At 53.1% G+C, this 18,976-nt stretch carries 17 protein-coding genes; 13 read left to right on the top strand and 4 right to left on the bottom strand.

Annotated features, from left to right (window positions below):
* Positions 1-133 (bottom strand): transposase (locus UC14_RS19025; RefSeq protein WP_157962128.1); only part of this gene is annotated, 133 nt, incomplete at its 3' end.
* A 373-nt stretch (positions 134-506) separates the two neighbouring features.
* On the opposite strand from UC14_RS19025, the gene ytfQ reads away from it, so the two are divergent.
* From ytfQ to yjfF, 4 genes are all read left to right on the top strand, one after another.
* Positions 507-1,463 (top strand): galactofuranose ABC transporter, galactofuranose-binding protein YtfQ, encoded by a 957-nt coding sequence (gene ytfQ, locus UC14_RS19015; protein WP_112198184.1) that lies wholly within the window; start codon positions 507-509, stop codon positions 1,461-1,463.
* A 110-nt stretch (positions 1,464-1,573) separates the two neighbouring features.
* Positions 1,574-3,055: a galactofuranose ABC transporter, ATP-binding protein YtfR gene (ytfR, locus tag UC14_RS19010; RefSeq protein WP_153376635.1), complete on the top strand. Its 1,482-nt coding sequence runs from the start codon at positions 1,574-1,576 to the stop codon at positions 3,053-3,055.
* A 12-nt stretch (positions 3,056-3,067) separates the two neighbouring features.
* Positions 3,068-4,087, top strand: coding sequence for a galactofuranose ABC transporter, ATP-binding protein YtfT (gene ytfT / locus UC14_RS19005; RefSeq protein WP_015690591.1), 1,020 nt, complete (start codon positions 3,068-3,070; stop codon positions 4,085-4,087).
* Positions 4,087-5,073, top strand: coding sequence for a galactofuranose ABC transporter, permease protein YjfF (gene yjfF, locus UC14_RS19000; RefSeq protein WP_013577553.1), 987 nt, complete (start codon positions 4,087-4,089; stop codon positions 5,071-5,073). Before ytfT ends, yjfF begins: the two co-directional genes overlap by 1 nt.
* A 12-nt stretch (positions 5,074-5,085) precedes the next feature.
* Here yjfF and hdfR read toward each other — a convergent pair whose 3' ends face one another.
* Complete coding sequence (gene hdfR / locus UC14_RS18995; protein ID WP_013577552.1) at positions 5,086-5,910, bottom strand: HTH-type transcriptional regulator HdfR; 825 nt, start codon at positions 5,908-5,910, stop codon at positions 5,086-5,088.
* 118 nt (positions 5,911-6,028) lie between these two features.
* On the opposite strand from hdfR, the gene UC14_RS18990 reads away from it, so the two are divergent.
* The gene (locus tag UC14_RS18990; protein ID WP_013577551.1) at positions 6,029-6,367 is read left to right on the top strand and encodes a DUF413 domain-containing protein; all 339 of its coding nucleotides are present in this window, start codon (positions 6,029-6,031) and stop codon (positions 6,365-6,367) included.
* 25 nt (positions 6,368-6,392) lie between these two features.
* On the opposite strand, the gene UC14_RS18985 is transcribed toward UC14_RS18990, so the two are convergent.
* Positions 6,393-7,928 carry a YifB family Mg chelatase-like AAA ATPase gene (locus UC14_RS18985; protein ID WP_013577550.1) on the bottom strand — a complete coding sequence of 512 codons (1,536 nt, stop codon included), beginning with the start codon at positions 7,926-7,928 and terminating at the stop codon, positions 6,393-6,395.
* A 366-nt stretch (positions 7,929-8,294) separates the two neighbouring features.
* On the opposite strand from UC14_RS18985, the gene UC14_RS18980 reads away from it, so the two are divergent.
* The 7 genes from UC14_RS18980 (at position 8,295) to ilvA (ending at position 16,302) form a co-directional block, all read left to right on the top strand.
* Positions 8,295-9,533 carry an MFS transporter gene (locus UC14_RS18980; RefSeq protein ID WP_013577549.1) on the top strand — a complete coding sequence of 413 codons (1,239 nt, stop codon included), beginning with the start codon at positions 8,295-8,297 and terminating at the stop codon, positions 9,531-9,533.
* 132 nt (positions 9,534-9,665) lie between these two features.
* A complete protein-coding gene (gene ilvL, locus UC14_RS18975) occupies positions 9,666-9,767 on the top strand; it encodes an ilv operon leader peptide (RefSeq protein WP_015699153.1) in 102 nt (33 codons plus the stop codon).
* Between the two features lie 147 nt (positions 9,768-9,914).
* The gene (gene ilvG, locus UC14_RS18970; protein WP_112198183.1) at positions 9,915-11,561 is read left to right on the top strand and encodes an acetolactate synthase 2 catalytic subunit; all 1,647 of its coding nucleotides are present in this window, start codon (positions 9,915-9,917) and stop codon (positions 11,559-11,561) included.
* Positions 11,558-11,821: an acetolactate synthase 2 small subunit gene (ilvM, locus tag UC14_RS18965; protein ID WP_013577547.1), complete on the top strand. Its 264-nt coding sequence runs from the start codon at positions 11,558-11,560 to the stop codon at positions 11,819-11,821. Before ilvG ends, ilvM begins: the two co-directional genes overlap by 4 nt.
* Before the next feature lie 16 nt (positions 11,822-11,837).
* Entirely contained in the window at positions 11,838-12,767 is a 930-nt protein-coding gene (locus tag UC14_RS18960) for a branched-chain amino acid transaminase (RefSeq protein WP_013577546.1), read from the top strand.
* 134 nt (positions 12,768-12,901) lie between these two features.
* Positions 12,902-14,752 (top strand): dihydroxy-acid dehydratase, encoded by a 1,851-nt coding sequence (gene ilvD / locus UC14_RS18955; RefSeq protein WP_013577545.1) that lies wholly within the window; start codon positions 12,902-12,904, stop codon positions 14,750-14,752.
* Between the two features lie 5 nt (positions 14,753-14,757).
* Positions 14,758-16,302 carry a threonine ammonia-lyase, biosynthetic gene (ilvA, locus tag UC14_RS18950; RefSeq protein ID WP_013577544.1) on the top strand — a complete coding sequence of 515 codons (1,545 nt, stop codon included), beginning with the start codon at positions 14,758-14,760 and terminating at the stop codon, positions 16,300-16,302.
* Between the two features lie 48 nt (positions 16,303-16,350).
* On the opposite strand, the gene ilvY is transcribed toward ilvA, so the two are convergent.
* Positions 16,351-17,232 carry an HTH-type transcriptional activator IlvY gene (gene ilvY, locus UC14_RS18945; RefSeq protein ID WP_112198182.1) on the bottom strand — a complete coding sequence of 294 codons (882 nt, stop codon included), beginning with the start codon at positions 17,230-17,232 and terminating at the stop codon, positions 16,351-16,353.
* 186 nt (positions 17,233-17,418) lie between these two features.
* On the opposite strand from ilvY, the gene ilvC reads away from it, so the two are divergent.
* Positions 17,419-18,894 (top strand): ketol-acid reductoisomerase, encoded by a 1,476-nt coding sequence (gene ilvC / locus UC14_RS18940; protein ID WP_013577542.1) that lies wholly within the window; start codon positions 17,419-17,421, stop codon positions 18,892-18,894.
* Positions 18,895-18,976: the final 82 nt, after the last annotated feature.

Genomic DNA, 18,976 nt, shown 5'->3' with positions numbered 1-18,976 from the left:
CATACTTCTTACGCCAGGTGTAAAAGGTGGCGTCGGAAATGGCGTGCTTACGGCAGAGCTCACGGGCAGAAACCCCGGCTTCAGCCTCGCGGAGGATACTGATGATCTGTTCGTCGGAAAAACGCTTCCTCATGGGGATGTCCTCATGTGGCTTATGAAGACATTACTAACATCGTGGTGTATTAATCAACGGGGAGCAGGTCAGATTATTTGCACCAATGGGCTCAAAATCTTCGCTTTTGCCAGTTGTTTTTTGTCATGTTTTGGCTGAATACATGCACGAATTGATTGTTCTCCCCGTATGTGACCTTGCTCATGCTCCCATTTTCCCTATGTACTAAACCTAATCATCGTCTTATGACGACTATCAGACCCTGACAGCATTCTTTTATCCTTTTTCCGACAAAACTGTCGTAGCGGCTGAATGCGTATGTCGGGTAAACGTCCTGGCCGTACCCTACGAGTCATAACAAAAAGTAGCTCAGACTACACGCGAGGAAAGAAACATGTGCAAACGCTTATTTGTGGCAGCAGCAGTAGCAACAGCATTTTGTGGCGCAGTTCAGGCGGCTCCGCTGGTTGTTGGTTTTTCGCAGATCGGCTCTGAGTCTGGGTGGCGTTCTGCGGAAACCAAAGTCTCTAAATCAGAAGCGGAAAAACGTGGTATTACACTGAAAATATCTGATGCTCAGCAAAAACAAGAGAACCAAATCAAAGCAATACGTTCATTCATCGCACAGGGTGTTGATGCCATTTTCATCGCTCCTGTTGTTGCTACTGGCTGGGCTCCGGTTCTGACCGAAGCTAAAGAAGCTAAGATCCCTGTGTTCCTGTTAGACCGTACGATCGAAGTCAGTGATCCGTCTCTTTACACTGCTGCAGTCGCTTCTGACAGCGTGTATGAGGGCAAAGTGGCGGGTGACTGGCTGGTGAAGGACGCTGCTGGCAAACCATGTAATGTTGTCGAATTGCAGGGTACGGTCGGTGCCAGTGTGGCGTTAAATCGTAAACAAGGTTTTGCAGATGCGTTGAAAGCTGCACCAAACGTCAAAATTATCCGCTCACAGTCCGGCGATTTCACCCGCAGTAAAGGCAAAGAAGTAATGGAAAGCTTCATCAAGGCTGAGCAAAACGGTAAGAACATTTGTGCTGTTTACGCCCATAACGACGATATGGCGATCGGTGCAATTCAGGCTATCAAAGAAGCTGGCCTGAAACCGGGTTCGCAGATCAAAATCGTCTCTATCGACGGTGTTCCTGATATCTACAAAGCTATGCTGGCGGGTGAAGCGAATGCTTCTGTTGAGCTGACACCAAACATGGCTGGCCCGGCATTTGATGCGCTGATTGCGATGAAAAAGGATGGTACGCAACCGAAGAAATTCATTCAGACTCAATCCGCGTTGATCCTGCCGGACATGGCTCAGAAAGAGTATGACATGAAGAAAAACATGGGTTACTGAGCCGGTTTACCGGCTTGTCTCACGGGCAAGCCGGTAACAATTATTCCCTTTTCGCTTATAGCGAATGCAGCAGGAGTAGTGACGTGACGGATAATCCTGGTTCAGAAACGCTGCTTGAAGTACGCGGTTTATCAGTTGAATTCCCCGGCGTAAAAGCGCTGGAAAATGTCGACTTTACCCTCGAACGCGGTGAAATTGTTGCCCTTTTAGGTGAGAACGGCGCCGGTAAGTCCACAATGATTAAGGCCCTCACCGGTGTCTATAAACGTTCTGCTGGCCAGGTCTTTCTTAACGGAAAACCGATCGAGCCAATCAGTACTGCTGATGCCCAGTCGCTGGGGATTGGTACGGTATATCAGGAAGTAAATCTCCTGCCAAATATCTCTGTTGCTGCCAACTTGTTCATCGGGCGCGAGCCAACCCGTTTCGGTCTGGTCAATCAGCGCAAGATGGAACAACAGGCCGACGCCCTTCTGGAAGGCTATGGGCTGCATCTGGATGTCAGCCAGCCACTCTCAACCTACTCCATTGCGATTCAGCAAATCGTGGCAATTGCCCGCGCTGTTGACCTGTCTGCACAGGTTTTAATTCTTGATGAACCCACCGCCAGCCTTGATGCCAAAGAAGTCAGTATGTTGCTCGATATTCTGGTTCAACTGCGTGATAAAGGGGTGGGGATGATTTTCGTCACCCATTTCCTCGATCAGGTTTATCGGATCAGCGACCGGATTACCGTTTTGCGAAACGGTAAGCGTGTGGGGTCTGAACGAACGGTGGATTTACCGCGTATCGATCTCGTACCGATGATGCTGGGACACAGTTTTGATGAAAACCTGCTCAAACGCACCGAACATAGAAATGTGACGGGTGAGCCGTTAGTGGATTTCAAAGACTATGGGCGTCGAGGTGTGGTCGAGCATTTTGACCTGAAAGTACGTCGGGGTGAAATCGTCGGACTGGCGGGGTTACTGGGATCAGGACGGACAGAAACCGCTCAGCTGATTTTTGGCATTAAAGGGCATGACAGCGGCAATGCACGTGTCGATGGTAAAGAAGTCGCCATCAGCACGCCCAGAAAAGCGGCTAAACTGGGATTTGGTTACTGCCCGGAAGATCGTAAAACTGATGGCATTATCGGCGCGGCTACAGTGCGTGAAAATATCATCCTTGCCTTACAAGCGCAGCGCGGCTGGTTGCGTCCTTTACCCATGAAAGAGCAGTATCAGATCGCCGAAAAATTTATCAAACTCCTTGGCATCCGTACACCCGGCACTGAGCAGGAAATTCAGTATCTTTCCGGTGGTAACCAGCAAAAAGTATTGCTGTCCCGCTGGCTTGCAACCAATCCTCGTTTCCTCATTCTCGATGAACCTACCCGTGGGATTGACGTCGGTGCCCATGCAGAAATCATCCGTCTGATTGAAAAACTTTGTGACGAAGGCCTGGCGTTACTGGTCATTTCCTCTGAGCTGGAAGAACTGGCGGGTTATGCCGATCGTATTGTTGTCTTACGAGACCGTCGTCATATTGCCGAAATTGAGCAGGCTGATATCTCCGTGCCAGCCATTATGAAAGCCATTGCGGCGCAATGAGGGGAGATAGTGATGAATAACAGGAGCCTGCCAATGACGGGAAAACCGCGCAAAGTAAGATGGGTATTTCCAAAAGGCACCACGCAAATCGGTGCTTTCGTCGCAATATTAATCATAGACAGCCTGGTCGCCCCGGGCTTTTTCTCTATCCATATTCAGGATGGCCGCTTGTTTGGCAGCCTGGTGGATATTTTCAACCGTGGTGCCCCTGTCGCTTTGCTGGCTCTCGGGATGACGCTGGTTATCGCGACCGGCGGCATCGACCTTTCCGTCGGTGCGGTCATGGCGATTGCCGGTGCAACAGCCGCGACCATGACGGTGCAAGGATATCCGCTGATGATCGTGCTGCTGGCCTCGGTCGGGGTGGGGGCAATATGCGGTTTGTGGAATGGCTTTTTGGTCGCTGTTCTCCAAATTCAGCCGATTGTTGCCACGCTGATGCTGATGGTTGCCGGACGTGGCATCGCACAGCTAATTACGGAAGGGCAAATCGTCACGTTTGAACACAATGGCCTATCGCAGTTTGGCAGTGGTTCTTTGTTCTATCTGCCAATGCCGGTGATCATTGCCGTCGCCATGCTGGTTCTTGTCTGGGCACTGACGCGGAAAACAGCGCTTGGCCTGTTCATCGAATCAGTCGGCATCAATATCCGTTCTGCTTATAACGCCGGCGTAAATGCCCGTTTAGTGCTGATCTCCACTTACGTCATTTGTGGGATTTGCGCGGCCGTTGCGGGCGTTATCATAACAGCCGATATTCGCGGAGCGGACGCCAATAATGCCGGACTATGGCTGGAACTTGATGCCATTCTTGCCGTCGTCATCGGCGGCGGCTCGTTACTGGGTGGACGTTTTAACCTGCTTCTTTCGGTTGTCGGTGCACTGATCATTCAGGGAATGAATACCGGCATTCTGCTCTCCGGCTTCAAACCGGAATTCAACCTGGTGCTGAAAGCTCTGGTGGTGCTCGCTGTACTGGTAGTTCAGTCTCCCCGCGTCTCTTTCAGTAATCTGTTCCGGAGGAAAGGATAATGCTCAAAAGAAATCTGCCCCTGCTGATTACGATCGTGGTTTTCCTGGCCGGATACGCCTATTGCTTCACTCAGTTCCCCGGTTTTGCATCCACACGCGTGTTTTTTGATTTGCTGACGGATAACGCGTTTCTCGGCATCGTGGCCGTCGGGATGACATTTGTCATCTTATCCGGCGGCATCGATCTGTCAGTGGGTTCTGTTATCGCTTTCACCGGTGTTTTGCTGGCGAAACTCATCGGTGCTTATGGCATCGCGCCTGGCTATGCCTTTGTCATCGTGCTGTTGATGGGCACCACGTTTGGTGCGCTGATGGGATGGATCATTGATACGTTGAAACTGCCTGCTTTCATCATCACGCTGGCGGGCATGTTTTTTGTGCGCGGTATGAGTTTTATTGTTTCGGAAGAATCGTTGCCGATTAACCATCCGGTTTATGAATTCCTCGCCAATTATGCCTGGAAAATGCCCGGTGGTGGTCGTTTCACATTGCTGGCTCTGGTTATGCTGCTGGTGGTGCTTGGCGGGATTATTCTGGCTCACCGTACGCGATTCGGTAACAACGTCTATGCCGTTGGCGGCAGCAATGTGTCGGCTGCGCTGATGGGGGTGCCGGTAAGGCGTACCACGATTTATATCTACATGCTGTCCAGTACGCTGGCGGTCTTATCGGGCATCATTTTCTCGCTCTACACTTCTGCGGGTTATGCACTCGCGGCGAGTGGTGTAGAACTGGATGCTATCGCCTCTGTTGTGATTGGCGGGACGTTACTGAGTGGCGGCGTAGGCACGGTTTTAGGCAGCTTGTTTGGTGTGCTTATTCAGGGGCTGATCCAAACCTACATCACTTTCGATGGTACGCTTAGTTCGTGGTGGACCAAAATCGTGATGGGCGTTTTGTTGTTTATCTTCATCGGATTGCAAAAAGGGATGGGCAGCTTCTGGACAGCCAGAAGAGCGCGCCATCCGCGACCAGAACCGTCCTGAAACAGGGCGGTATCAGAAATTAGTGATCAGCGGTGTTTTGAGTAACTGACGGATCAACACTTGCTGGTCGCTGGTTTGCAGCCAGACGGCGTAAAGCGGGCGGATCACCGGCGGAACATCTTCATGTGCGGCCAGTTGCGGATATTCTTTGGCCCAGTGCGCAGGCAGGAACGCACAACCGCCGGTATTTTCCAGCAACTGACGCGTCAGATGTGCAGAGGTTGTGGTTAACACCGGTTCCTGATCGCTGTTTTGCAGTTTTTCCTGCTGAGGAAAATCAGCGCCCCATTCCAGCTTCACATACGGTGATTGTTCGCTTCTGACCGTTTTCTGCGATGAGAATAGTCGTAACGAGAAATTACCTAGTAACTGACTTGAGAGCTCGTCCATCTTTGGTGGCTCGGTGGTGATCAGCAAATCCAGTTGTCTTTCATGCAATTGTTTGACCAGCGACTGACGCAGTGCAATGCGCGCCTCAAGCCTAAGCGTGCCACGCTGGGTGTAAAGAGACTGCAGCCACGGGGTCAGATAGGCTTCCCAGAGCGACGCCGTCGCACCAATCGACAATTCTGTGTGCTGTAACGAGCGTACAACCTCTTTTTTCGCCATTTGCCATGTTGACATAAGATTCTCTGCATAAGGCAGCAGACGTTCTCCTGCGGGCGTTAAGCGGATGTTATTGCGATGCCGTGTGAATAAATTGGCGCCAAGTTGGGTTTCCAGTTGCCGGATACGAAAGCTGACAGCGGATTGAGTCAGGTAAAGGGATTCCGCCGCCCGACCAAAGTGGCGAGTTCTACTGACCTCCAAAAAGGTTTTCAGTAATTCCGTGTCCAAAACTATCTCCAATATTTTTTGTCGTTAAGATTTAAATGTTTTGTTTTACACAATGTCAAGCCTAACTAATACTCCGCGCCATAACAGCACGACCATGAGAGAATTAGGAGCGTGTCAGATGGCGGAAAGCTTCACCACGACAAGTCGTTTTTTTGATAATAAACATTACCCTCGCGGGTTCTCCCGGCATGGCGATTTCACCATTAAAGAAGCGCAAATGCTAGAACGTTACGGCTTTGCTTTTAACGAGCTGGATCTGGGAAAACGTGAGCCCGTTACCGACGAAGAAAAACTGTTCCTGGAGGTTTGCCGTGGTACGCGCGAACCGGTAACGGATGCAGAAAAAGTGTGGAACAAATACATTGTCCGCACTCGTCGTCCGAAGAAATTCCACACGTTGTCTGGCGGTAAACCGCAGGCTGACGCTGTAGAAGACTACACGGAAAGCGATGACTAATGAAACGGGGCGATGCCCCGTTTTTTTATGCCAGGCTCTTATGTAGAGTTAACAATAGCCTATCCATGCTGCGATAGCTCAGTGCTTCAGCAATATGTCTTCGTTCAATCGATTCCCCGCCACCCAAATCAGCCAATGTTCTCGCGACTTTCAGAATGCGATGCCAGGCTCTGACCGATAATCCCAGTTTGTGCAGGACTTCTTCCAGAAATTCAGCATCTGCTTTGGTTAACACACAGTACGTCTCCACTTCGCTACTGCTCAGATGCGCGTTGACTTTTCCCGCGCGTTTTAACTGAATTTCTCTGGCGGTCAGTACCCGTTCCCGTACTTGTACACTATTTTCCCTGAGCACAGGCGTATGGTTTTGCTGGCTCAAAATGCCGGGCGGCAGGAGCGGGACTTCAATCGACAGATCGAATCTGTCGAGAAATGGCCCGGAAAGCCGGCTCAGGTAGCGTAAAACCTGCTGTGGCGGTGTGCGGTTATGAATGCCCTGATAGTGTCCGGTCGGGCTGGGATTCATCGCTGCAATCAGTTGCGCTCTTGCCGGATAGCGGACTTTCGCCCGTGCACGGGAAATGGTGATTTCGCCGGATTCCATTGGCTGGCGCAGAGCATCAAGAACCTGGCGCTGAAATTCTGGCAGTTCGTCGAGAAACAATACGCCGTTATGTGCCAGTGATATTTCTCCCGGTCTGGGTAACGACCCGCCTCCCACCAGCGCGCTCATGGATGTGCTGTGATGCGGTGCACGAAAGGGGCGGATGCGTGAAAACTCGCCGTCATCTTCGGGGTTATACACCAGGCTGGCAATGGCGGCCGTTTCCAGCTTTTCCTCGTTACTCATGGGCGGCAGTAAACCGGGCAACCGGCTAGCCAGCATGGTTTTTCCGGTGCCAGGAGGCCCAATCAACAATAAATTATGCCCTCCCGCTGCCGCCACTTCGAGCGCGCGCTTTGATTGCTCCTGTCCGATGATATCGGCAATGTCAGGTTGATACTCGGGCGGAGGCGCCGTCGCCGGAAATTCAATCGGTGGCAAATTGTCCTCGCCCTGAAGGAATGCGCAGACCTGCAATAAGTGCCCGGCCACCTGCGCTACACCGGGATCAAGAAGCGTCATTTCCGTCTGATTACTTTGCGGCAGGATCAACACCCGGCCTTCTTTTTGCGCCTCAAGTGCCGCCGGAATCGCGCCATTTACGCTGCGCAGCGCACCGGAAAGGCCCAGCTCACCCAGAAACTCGTACTCCTCAAGCTTATCGCCCTGAAGCTGCTCTGAGGCCACCAGAATCGCCAGCGCGATGGACAAATCATACCGGCCGCCTTCTTTGGGTAAATCAGCGGGTGCAAGATTGACGGTGATGCGTTTGGCCGGAAAGGTAAACCCGCAGTTGATGATGGCGCTGCGAACCCGATCTCTGGCTTCCTTGACGGTGGTTTCCGGTAAACCGACCAGTGTCAGGGCCGGTAATCCGTTGCTGATATGGACCTCGATCGAGACACCGGGTGCCTGAACCCCCAGCGATGCGCGGGTATATACCACGGCTAATGACATGCTTTTTCCTTTGCTATGAGCTCTGCTGACGGCAGCATGCCTGAGCTGGAAACGCTTTCGGGAAGAAGTTTGCTGCAATGCGTAATGCGATGGGAAAATAATCTGCAAGTCACCGACTTAACATGAAGGGATGCGAACTGCTTCGCAACGACAGCAATACTCCTTAACAGTTTAAGGTTTCTGGAAACAAATTAGCGGACTAATTAAGTTGCCGCAAATACCGGCAGGGGTGTTTAATCTTGCTGTATTTAACAATAAATAAACAAATACAGAACACTGATTAACATCTCTCTGCCTGACCAGGGATTTTCCGCAATGCTCTGGTGAGTGCACTACCTGCAGCTATTCCGAAATAGGGACTCACCCATGTTTGGTTGGACTTCTCGGCAGCGTAACGTTGCCATCGCCAGCTTTCTGAGCTGGACTCTCGACGCTTTCGATTTCTTCATTTTGGTCTTCCTGCTCAGCGATATCGCATCGGCATTTCAGGTAGATATCAAACAGGTCACGCTGGCAATACTGCTGACGCTGGCCGTGCGACCGATTGGGGCGTTGCTGTTCGGGCGTGCGGCGGAAAAGTACGGGCGCAAGCCGGTGCTGATGGTCAATATCGCGCTATTTTCTTTCTTCGAGCTGTGTACTGCGGCGGCACCTTCCCTGACCGTTTTCCTGATCCTTCGCGTGATTTACGGCATTGCGATGGGCGGTGTCTGGGGCGTAGCTTCTTCTCTGGCGATGGAAACCATACCTGACCGTTCCCGTGGCGTGATGTCGGGGATTTTTCAGGCGGGTTATCCGTTTGGTTATCTGCTGGCGGCGGTGGTATATGGTTTGCTGTTTAATGTGGTCGGCTGGCGCGGCATGTTTGTGATTGGTGCTGTGCCGGTTTTCCTGCTGCCTTTCATCTGGTTCAAAGTACAGGAATCGCCGGTCTGGCTGGCGGCGCGGGAACGCAACGAAAGCACGGCACTGATGCCGGTGCTGAAGAAAAACTGGAAGCTATGTATTTATCTGGTTGTGCTGATGGCGGGTTTTAATTTCTTCAGCCACGGTACGCAAGATCTCTATCCGACGTTCCTGAAAGTTCAGCACGGTTTTGACGCACATACCGTCAGTTTAATCGCCATAAGCTACAACATTGCGTCAATTATCGGTGGGATCTTCTTTGGTTCGCTGTCTGAGAAAATTGGTCGTAAGAAAGCGATTATTATCGCCGCGTTGCTTTCACTGCCGGTCATTCCATTATGGGCCTTCTCCGGCGGTTCATGGATGCTGGGGCTGGGCGCGTTCCTGATGCAGTTTATGGTGCAGGGCGCATGGGGCGTCGTGCCGACTTATCTGACCGAACTGGTGCCTGCTAACACGCGCGCGGTTCTGCCGGGGTTTGTTTACCAGCTCGGTAATCTGATTGCTTCGGTTAATGCGACGCTTCAGGCTTACATTGCCGAAAGCCACGGACACAACTACGGACTGGCGATGGCAATTGTGGCCGGTACCGTCGCCATTCTGATTTCTGTTCTGGTGGCATTTGGCCGGGATACCCGTGGAAAAGCGATTGCTGGAGCAATAAATAATCAAACGGCAAATCATCACGCTAAGTTTTGATTTTTCAGATGATTTTTCATGGTTTCTGCAACGGACTGCAAATAATAACGCAAGAAAAATGTTGTCATTAATCATCTTACTGTGATAACTCTGTAGGCAATCGTTCGCAATATGAATTTTAGAAACCTAAAAATGAAAGCCCTTCTCCTCGTAGTTAGCCTAGTCGTGATTAGCGTGGTGGTGATTATTATCCCACCGTGCGGGGCTGCACTTGGACGAAGAAAGGCTTATTAAACAAGCCTGAACCTGAAAAGAAACCCCGCACCGAAAGGTCCGGGGTTTTTTTTTGGGTCAGGAATTTCAGAGAACAGAGAAGCGGGGTCGGAAAATGAGCAACAGCATAATATTCTGCACTTGTCGCAAAAAGGCAGGAGAATAAAGATGAACGGAGCACAATGGGTAGTACAAGCGTTGCGTGCGCAGGGTGTAAATACAGTATTTGGTTATCCTGGCGGGGCAATCATGCCGGTATACGATGCATTGTATGACGGCGGCGTGGAACACCTGTTGTGCCGGCATGAGCAGGGTGCTGCAATGGCCGCCATCGGCTATGCCCGTTCTACCGGAAAAGTTGGCGTCTGTATCGCCACTTCCGGTCCTGGCGCGACCAACCTGATCACCGGTCTGGCCGACGCGCTGTTAGACTCCGTTCCGCTGGTGGCCATCACCGGGCAGGTTGGTTCTGCCTTCATCGGCACCGATGCCTTCCAGGAAATCGACGTTTTAGGGTTGTCCCTGGCCTGCACCAAACACAGTTTCCTGGTTGAATCTCTGGAAGCGCTGCCGGAAATCATGGCGGAAGCCTTTGCCATCGCCAGCTCCGGTCGTCCGGGCCCGGTTCTGATCGACATTCCGAAAGATATCCAGCTGGCCGTGGGTGAATTACCGCCGCATCTGGTGGCGGTTGAAGAAACTTTTCCGCACCCTGCGGCTGAATTACAACAAGCCCGCGCCATGATCGCTGCCGCGCAAAAACCGATGGTTTACGTCGGTGGCGGTGTCGGTATCGCGCAGGCCGTTCCGGCATTACGCGAATTCATTACTGCGACAGGCATTCCTGCGGTAGCAACGTTGAAAGGTCTGGGGGCGCCGGATGCCAGCGACCCATGTTATCTGGGTATGCTGGGCATGCACGGTACCAAAGCGGCGAATCTGGCTGTTCAGTCCTGCGATTTGCTGATTGCCGTCGGTGCGCGTTTCGACGACCGCGTGACCGGCAAGCTGAATACTTTTGCGCCAGACGCCGCGGTTATCCACATGGATATCGACCCGGCCGAGCTGAACAAATTGCGCCGGGCGCATGTGGCGTTGCAGGGTGCTCTGAATGCGCTGTTACCGGCGCTGCAACAACCCCTGAACATCAACGCCTGGCGTGATGAAGTGATGACGCTGAAAGCGCAGGGCGAATGGCGCTACGATCATCCGGGTGAAGCGATTTATGCGCCGTTGTTACTGAAACAAATCTCTGACCGTAAATCGGCCAATACCGTGGTGACCACCGACGTCGGCCAGCATCAGATGTGGACCGCGCAACATATGCAGTTCACTCGCCCGGAAAACTTCATCACCTCCAGCGGTCTGGGCACGATGGGTTTCGGCGTTCCTGCCGCCGTCGGCGCACAGGTTGCCCGCCCCGACGATATGGTGATCTGCGTTTCCGGTGACGGTTCATTCATGATGAATGTTCAGGAGCTGGGCACCATCAAGCGAAAACAGTTGCCCGTCAAAATCCTGTTGCTGGATAACCAGCGATTAGGGATGGTTCGACAGTGGCAGGAATTGTTCTTCGACGGACGCTTCAGTGAAACCAACCTCTCCGATAACCCCGATTTTGTCACGCTGGCCAGCGCATTCAACATCCCCGGCCAGCGTATCCACCGTAAAGATCAAGTCGATGCCGCTCTGGACGCTTTCTTCAACAGTGAAGGTCCGTATTTGCTCCAGGTTTCCATCGACGAAAATGAGAATGTCTGGCCGCTGGTTCCACCGGGCGCAGGCAACGAAACCATGCTGGAGAAAATGTCATGATGCAACATAACGTCTCAATTCAGGCCCGCTTCCGCCCCGAAATGTTAGAGCGCGTATTACGCGTCGTCCGTCACCGTGGTTTTCAGGTGTGCGCAATGAACATGACGCCGATGGTCAATGCGGAAAACATAAATATCGAATTGACCGTTGCCAGTCAGCGGCCCGTAGATTTACTGTCTTCACAGTTACGCAAACTTATGGATGTCGCTTGTGTCGAGATCCAGCAACATACATCACAACAAATACGCGCGAATGCGTGAGTAAAGGAACGAGAGAATGACGAAGAAAGCTGATTACATTTGGTTCAACGGCGAGATGGTTCCGTGGGCAGAAGCTAAAGTCCATGTCATGTCACACGCACTGCATTACGGCACTTCCGTTTTCGAAGGCGTGCGTTGCTACGACTCCCATAAAGGCCCGGTCGTATTCCGTCACCGTGAACATATGCAGCGTCTGCGCGATTCCGCAAAAATTTACCGTATGCCTGTTTCCCAGAGTGTGGATGAGCTGATGGAAGCTTGCCGCGAAACCCTGCGTAAAAACAATCTGGTCAGCGCGTATATCCGTCCGCTGGTGTTTGTCGGCGATGTGGGTATGGGCGTTAATCCGCCGGACGGCTACAAAACTGATGTGATCATCGCCGCCTTCCCGTGGGGCGCGTATCTGGGTGAAGAAGCGCTGGAGCAGGGTATCGACGCGATGGTGTCTTCATGGAACCGCGTTGCTGCAAACACCATTCCAACCGCTGCGAAAGCCGGTGGTAACTACCTGTCCTCCCTGCTGGTCGGCAGCGAAGCACGTCGTCACGGTTATCAGGAAGGTATCGCGCTGGACATTCACGGCTATGTGTCTGAAGGCGCTGGCGAAAACCTGTTTGAAGTGAAAGAAGGCATTCTGTTCACACCGCCATTTACCTCTTCTGCCCTGCCAGGTATCACCCGTGACGCTATTATTAAACTGGCAAAAGACCTGGGTCTTGAAGTGCGTGAGCAAGTTCTGTCCCGTGAATCCCTGTATCTGGCAGACGAAGTCTTCATGTCCGGTACCGCTGCAGAAATCACCCCGGTGCGCAGCGTTGACGGCATTCAGGTCGGTATCGGTAAACGTGGTCCGGTGACCAAACAAATTCAGGATGCATTCTTCGGCCTGTTCACCGGCAAAACCGAAGATAAATGGGGTTGGCTGGATCCAATCAACCCACAATAATTTTACCCGTCATCCTTCAGGCCGCCTCCGCGTTCGCTGCCTGGTGCAACCCGAATGATTCAGGGTAAATAAGAAATTCAGCAGGTAGCGATTTCGCTGCCTGCTAAACAGAAATGATTTGGAGTGAACAGAGCATGCCTAAGTACCGTTCCCACACCACGACACACGGCCGCAACATGGCTGGCGCCCGCGCATTATGGCGCGCTACCGGCATGACGGATAACGATTTTGGTAAGCCCATTATTGCCGTCGTCAACTCATTCACCCAGTTCGTGCCGGGCCACGTGCATTTGCGCGATTTGGGTAAGCTGGTTGCCGAGCAAATCGAAGCGTCCGGCGGCGTGGCGAAAGAATTCAACACTATCGCTGTGGATGACGGGATTGCCATGGGGCATGGCGGCATGCTGTATTCATTGCCTTCACGCGAACTGATTGCTGACTCGGTGGAATACATGGTTAACGCGCACTGCGCTGATGCCATGGTGTGTATTTCCAACTGCGACAAAATCACCCCGGGAATGCTGATGGCGTCACTGCGCCTGAATATTCCGGTGATCTTCGTTTCCGGTGGTCCGATGGAAGCCGGTAAAACCAAACTGTCTGACAAAATCATCAAACTCGACCTGGTCGATGCGATGATTCAGGGCGCAAACCCGAACGTCAGTGATGCCGACAGCGAACAAATCGAACGTTCTGCCTGTCCGACCTGCGGCTCCTGTTCCGGTATGTTTACCGCCAACTCCATGAACTGTCTGACCGAAGCGCTGGGCCTTTCTCAGCCGGGTAACGGTTCATTGCTGGCTACTCACGCCGATCGCCGCGATTTGTTCCTTAACGCCGGTCGCCGCATCGTTGAGCTGACCAAACGTTATTACGAAAAAGACGATGAAAGCGCATTGCCGCGCAACATCGCCAGCAAAGCGGCATTCGAAAACGCCATGATCCTGGATATCGCGATGGGCGGCTCGACTAACACCGTTCTTCACCTGCTGGCTGCCGCGCAGGAAGGCGAAATCGACTTCGACATGACCGACATCGACCGTCTGTCACGCAAAGTCCCGCACCTGTGTAAAGTCGCGCCAAGCACTCAGAAATACCACATGGAAGACGTTCACCGTGCCGGTGGCGTGCTGGCGATTCTGGGTGAACTGGATCGCGCCAATCTTCTGAACCGCGACGTGAAAAACATTCTTGGCCTGACCCTGAACCAGACGCTGGATCAGTACGACATCATGCTGACCAAAGACGAAGCGGTGAAAAAAATGTTCCGCGCCGGTCCCGCAGGTATCCGTACTACCCAGGCGTTCTCACAGGATTGCCGCTGGGACACATTGGATGATGACCGTGCCGATGGCTGTATCCGTTCTCTGGAACATGCTTTCAGTAAAGACGGCGGTCTGGCCGTGCTTTACGGCAACATCGCCGAAGCGGGCAGTATCGTTAAAACGGCGGGCGTGGATAAATCCAACCTGACTTTCCGTGGTCCGGCAAAAGTGTACGAAAGCCAGGACAGCGCAGTTGAAGCGATTCTTGGCGGCAAAGTGGTTTCCGGCGACGTTGTTGTGATTCGTTACGAAGGGCCGAAAGGCGGGCCGGGCATGCAGGAAATGCTGTATCCGACCACTTACCTGAAATCCATGGGTCTCGGCAAAGAGTGCGCGCTGATTACCGATGGTCGTTTCTCCGGCGGCACATCCGGTCTGTCTATCGGCCACGTTTCTCCGGAAGCGGGCAGCGGCGGCCTGATTGCACTGGTGGAAGATGGCGACATCATCGATATCGACATTCCGAACCGTAGCATGGTGCTGGATGTGCCTGCGGCAGAACTGGCGGCGCGTCACGAAGCTGAACTGGCACGTGGCGACAAAGCCTGGACGCCGAAAAACCGCGAACGTGTGGTTTCACTTGCGCTGCGTGCTTACGCATTGCTGGCGACCAGTGCCGATAAAGGCGCAGTGCGCGACAAGTCTAAGCTGGGAGGCTGACAGTCATGGCGGTATCACAACCTCTACCCGACCAGCCGTGCGGCGCAGAATACCTGCGTGCCGTGCTGCGTGCGCCGGTTTATGAAGTCGCACAGGTTACGCCTTTGCAGGTCATGGAAAAGATCTCTTCCCGGTTGGGTAACACCATTCTGGTGAAGAGGGAGGATCGTCAGGCCGTCCACAGTTTTAAACTGCGCGGTGCCTATTCGATGATCGCCAGCCTGACGGAAGAACAGGCTGCGCGTGGCGTTATCACTGCGTCCGCGGGAAATCACGCGCAGGGTGTTGCATTGTCGGCGACCAAAAAAGGCATCAAATCTCTGATTGTGATGCCGGTTGCCACAGCGGATATCAAAGTGGATGCCGTGCGTAACTTTGGCGGTGAAGTGTTGCTGCATGGCGCGAATTTCGATGAGGCGAAAGCCAAAGCGATCACGCTGTCGCAGGAACAGGGCATGACTTTTGTGCCGCCATTTGATCATCCGGCGGTGATTGCCGGGCAGGGCACGCTGGCCATGGAGTTGCTGCAACAGGATGCGCATCTCGACCGCGTATTCGTGCCTGTCGGCGGTGGCGGTCTGGCCGCTGGTGTCGCCGTGCTGATCAAACAACTGATGCCGCAGATTCAGGTCATCGGTGTTGAAGCTGAAGATTCTGCCTGTCTGCGCGCGGCAATGGACGCCGGTGAACCGGTCGACCTGGCGCGTGTGGGTTTGTTCGCAGAAGGCGTGGCGGTGAAACGTATCGGCAACGAAACGTTCCGCTTGTGTCGCGAATATCTTGATGACGTCATCACCGTCGACAGCGATTCAATTTGTGCCGCGGTGAAAGACTTGTTCGAAGACGTGCGTGCAATTGCCGAACCTTCCGGCGCACTGGCGCTGGCAGGACTGAAGAAATACGTGCAGCAGCACAATATTCAGGGCGAACGACTGGCGCATGTGCTTTCCGGCGCGAACGTGAATTTCCACGGTCTGCGTTATGTGTCGGAACGCTGTGAGCTGGGCGAGCAACGCGAAGCGCTGCTGGCGGTGACCATTCCTGAGCGCAAAGGCAGTTTCCTGAAGTTTTGCCAGTTGCTGGGTGGCCGTTCGGTGACAGAGTTCAACTACCGTTATGCCGATGCCGACAACGCCTGCATTTTTGTGGGCGTGCGTCTGACGCGCGGTCACGCAGAGCGTCAGGAAATTATCGACGAACTGAATCACGACGGTTATCAGGTTGTGGATCTGTCCGACGATGAAATGGCGAAACTTCATGTGCGTTACATGGTGGGCGGGCGTCCGACCAAACCTCTGCGCGAGCGGCTTTACAGCTTTGAATTCCCGGAATCTCCGGGGGCTTTGCTGAAATTCCTGCATACGCTGGGCACGCACTGGAATATTTCGCTGTTCCATTACCGCAGTCACGGTACCGATTTCGGTCGTGTGCTGGCCGCGTTTGAGCTGAACGAGGAAGAGCCGGAGTTCGAGCAGAACCTGTCGGCGCTGGGTTATGACTGTCACAACGAAAGTGATAATCCGGCGTTCCGCTTCTTCCTGGCGGGCTAAAACTAAACGGGGCATCTGAAAAGTGCCCCTTTTTTATTCTGTAAACGTTCAGAGCAACTGCCAGAACGCGTCGATCAGTGGCTCGCTAAGGCGTTTTCTTTGCACGCAGACGCCCAGTTCCAGCGGCGCGCCGAGCGTGATGTTATCCAGAATGGAAATACGGTTGCGCACCGGTTCCGGGCTGTTATCGACCACTACGGACGGGATCAGCGCGATGCCGCAGCCGAGCGCGACCATCGATACAATGGCTTCGTGGCCGGATACCGTGGCATAAATCAGCGGATTGCTCAGGCGGTTGCGTTTGAACCAGACGTCAATGCGTTTTCGCGCCGGGCCATGTTCCGGCAGGATGAAGGGAATTTGTGACCAGTCCGGATGCGACTCACTGACCTGGGTGCGGACGGCGCAGGGCAGGGAAGGAGAAATCAGGATCATCGGGATTTCGCCGATCTGCGTGAAATCGACGCTGCCTGGCAAACTTTCCGGACGTCCGGCAATCGCCAGATCCGCTTCGGTGGACTGGACTTTTTCAACCGCATCCGCAGCGTCGCCGGTGGTGAGTTTGATTTCGACCAGCGGATGCTGCGCACGGAAGCGGTCAAGGATTGGCGGCAAATGGCTGTAGGCGGCCGTCACCGAGCAGAACAGGTGCAGTTCGCCGCTCAGCGTCGGGCCATGCTGATCCAGCCCGCTGCGCAGTTGCTGGTAATGCAGCAGCGTCTGCTGGGCAAAGTTTTTGAGTTGTTCACCGGCACTGGTCAGTTGCACGGTGCGGTTATCACGCTGAAATAACGGCTGGCCGAGTTCTTCTTCCAGCCGCTGGATCTGGCGTGACAACGTGGACGGGCTGACATGCATCGCCTTCGACGAACGGCCAAAATGGCGGCTTTCCGCCAGATGTAAAAACAGTTTCAGATCACGTAAGTCCATAAAGAATATCCGGCTCTTTGGTTTCACAGATGACAGGCTAAGTATATTGCATAATTTGCAACGTCATCTTCGTAATATATCAATTTAAGCAATGTGTCACATGACATATAGTGAATTCACGGCGTTCACCGGCTCACCGGTGAAACAAAAAATAACAGCACTTACCTCGATAGAACGGAGCAAGACATGGCTAACTATTTCAACACACTGAACCTGCGTCAGCAGCTGGCACAACTGGGCAAATGCCGCTTTATGGGTCGCGATGAATTCGCGGACGAAGCCAGCTACCTCAAAGGTAAAAAAGTGGTGATTGTAGGCTGTGGCGCACAGGGCCTGAACCAGGGGCTGAACATGCGTGATTCCGGTCTGGATGTGTCCTACACCCTGCGTGCAGAAGCGATTGCTGAGAAGCGTGCTTCATGGCGTAAAGCGACCGAAAACGGCTTTAAAGTCGGTACTTACGAAGAACTGATCCCGCAGGCAGATCTGGTTATTAACCTGACACCAGACAAACAGCACAGCGCGGTAGTGAAAGCGGTTCAGCCTCTGATGAAAGACGGTGCAACACTGGGCTATTCCCACGGCTTCAACATCGTTGAAGTGGGCGAGCAAATCCGTAAAGACATCACCGTGGTGATGGTTGCGCCGAAATGCCCGGGTACCGAAGTGCGTGAAGAATACAAACGTGGTTTCGGTGTACCAACACTGATCGCCGTTCACCCGGAAAACGACCCGAAAGGCGAAGGCATGGCGATCGCTAAAGCCTGGGCAGCAGCAACCGGCGGCCATCGTGCAGGTGTTCTGCAATCTTCCTTCGTTGCCGAAGTGAAATCTGACCTGATGGGCGAGCAGACTATCCTGTGCGGCATGTTGCAGGCGGGTTCTCTGCTGTGCTTCGACAAACTGGTTGCTGACGGCGTTGATGAAGCTTACGCAGAAAAACTGCTGCAGTTCGGCTGGGAAACCATCACCGAAGCGCTGAAACAAGGCGGCATCACGCTGATGATGGACAGACTGTCTAACCCGGCGAAACTGCGTGCTTATGCGCTGTCCGAACAACTGAAAGAGATCATGGCGCCGCTGTTCCAGAAACATATGGACGACATCATCTCTGGCGAATTCTCCAGCGGCATGATGGCTGACTGGGCGAACGACGATAAGAAACTGCTGACGTGGCGTGAAGAGACGGGCGCAACCGCATTCGAAAACGCGCCACAGTTCGAAGGTAAAATCTCCGAGCAGGAATACTTCGACCACGGTGTTGTGATGATTGCGATGGTGAAAGCAGGTGTTGAGCTGGCTTTCGAAACCATGGTAGCTTCCGGCATCATCGAAGAATCTGCTTACTACGAATCACTGCACGAACTGCCGCTGATCGCCAACACCGTTGCACGTAAGCGTCTGTACGAAATGAACGTGGTAATCTCCGATACGGCTGAATACGGTAACTACCTGTTCGCTAACGCTGCTGTACCGTTGCTGAAAGAGTTCATGACCACTCTGCAGGCAGGCGATTTGGGCAAATCAGTTGCCGAAACTCAGGTTGATAACGCGCAGCTGCGCGATGTTAACGAAGCGATTCGCAATCACCCGATTGAGTCCATCGGCCGCACCCTGCGTGGCTATATGACCGATATGAAACGCATTGCTGTAGCGAGTTAATTCATTAACCCTCAGGTATGAAATAGAAATAAAAAGGGCACTGCATGAAAATGCGGTGCCCTTTCTTTTGGTTCTGTCTGAG

The organism is Rahnella sp. NRRL B-41462, from assembly GCF_003263525.1.
In the GTDB taxonomy this organism is placed as follows: Bacteria; Pseudomonadota; Gammaproteobacteria; order Enterobacterales; family Enterobacteriaceae; genus Rahnella; species Rahnella aceris.
Note: the sequence above shows the minus strand (reverse complement) of the source record. Positions and strands in the feature narration are given on the sequence as shown.

Coding starts and splice junctions, on each gene's coding strand:
- ilvM (WP_013577547.1), top strand. CDS start 11,558: ATGATGCAACATAACGTCTCAATTCAGGCCCGCTTCCGCCCCGAAATG.
- UC14_RS18985 (WP_013577550.1), bottom strand. CDS start 7,928: ATGTCATTAGCCGTGGTATATACCCGCGCATCGCTGGGGGTTCAGGCA.
- ilvA (WP_013577544.1), top strand. CDS start 14,758: ATGGCGGTATCACAACCTCTACCCGACCAGCCGTGCGGCGCAGAATAC.
- ilvC (WP_013577542.1), top strand. CDS start 17,419: ATGGCTAACTATTTCAACACACTGAACCTGCGTCAGCAGCTGGCACAA.
- ilvG (WP_112198183.1), top strand. CDS start 9,915: ATGAACGGAGCACAATGGGTAGTACAAGCGTTGCGTGCGCAGGGTGTA.
- ytfT (WP_015690591.1), top strand. CDS start 3,068: ATGAATAACAGGAGCCTGCCAATGACGGGAAAACCGCGCAAAGTAAGA.
- ytfQ (WP_112198184.1), top strand. CDS start 507: ATGTGCAAACGCTTATTTGTGGCAGCAGCAGTAGCAACAGCATTTTGT.
- ilvY (WP_112198182.1), bottom strand. CDS start 17,232: ATGGACTTACGTGATCTGAAACTGTTTTTACATCTGGCGGAAAGCCGC.
- yjfF (WP_013577553.1), top strand. CDS start 4,087: ATGCTCAAAAGAAATCTGCCCCTGCTGATTACGATCGTGGTTTTCCTG.
- UC14_RS18980 (WP_013577549.1), top strand. CDS start 8,295: ATGTTTGGTTGGACTTCTCGGCAGCGTAACGTTGCCATCGCCAGCTTT.
- ilvD (WP_013577545.1), top strand. CDS start 12,902: ATGCCTAAGTACCGTTCCCACACCACGACACACGGCCGCAACATGGCT.
- UC14_RS18960 (WP_013577546.1), top strand. CDS start 11,838: ATGACGAAGAAAGCTGATTACATTTGGTTCAACGGCGAGATGGTTCCG.
- UC14_RS18990 (WP_013577551.1), top strand. CDS start 6,029: ATGGCGGAAAGCTTCACCACGACAAGTCGTTTTTTTGATAATAAACAT.
- ilvL (WP_015699153.1), top strand. CDS start 9,666: ATGAAAGCCCTTCTCCTCGTAGTTAGCCTAGTCGTGATTAGCGTGGTG.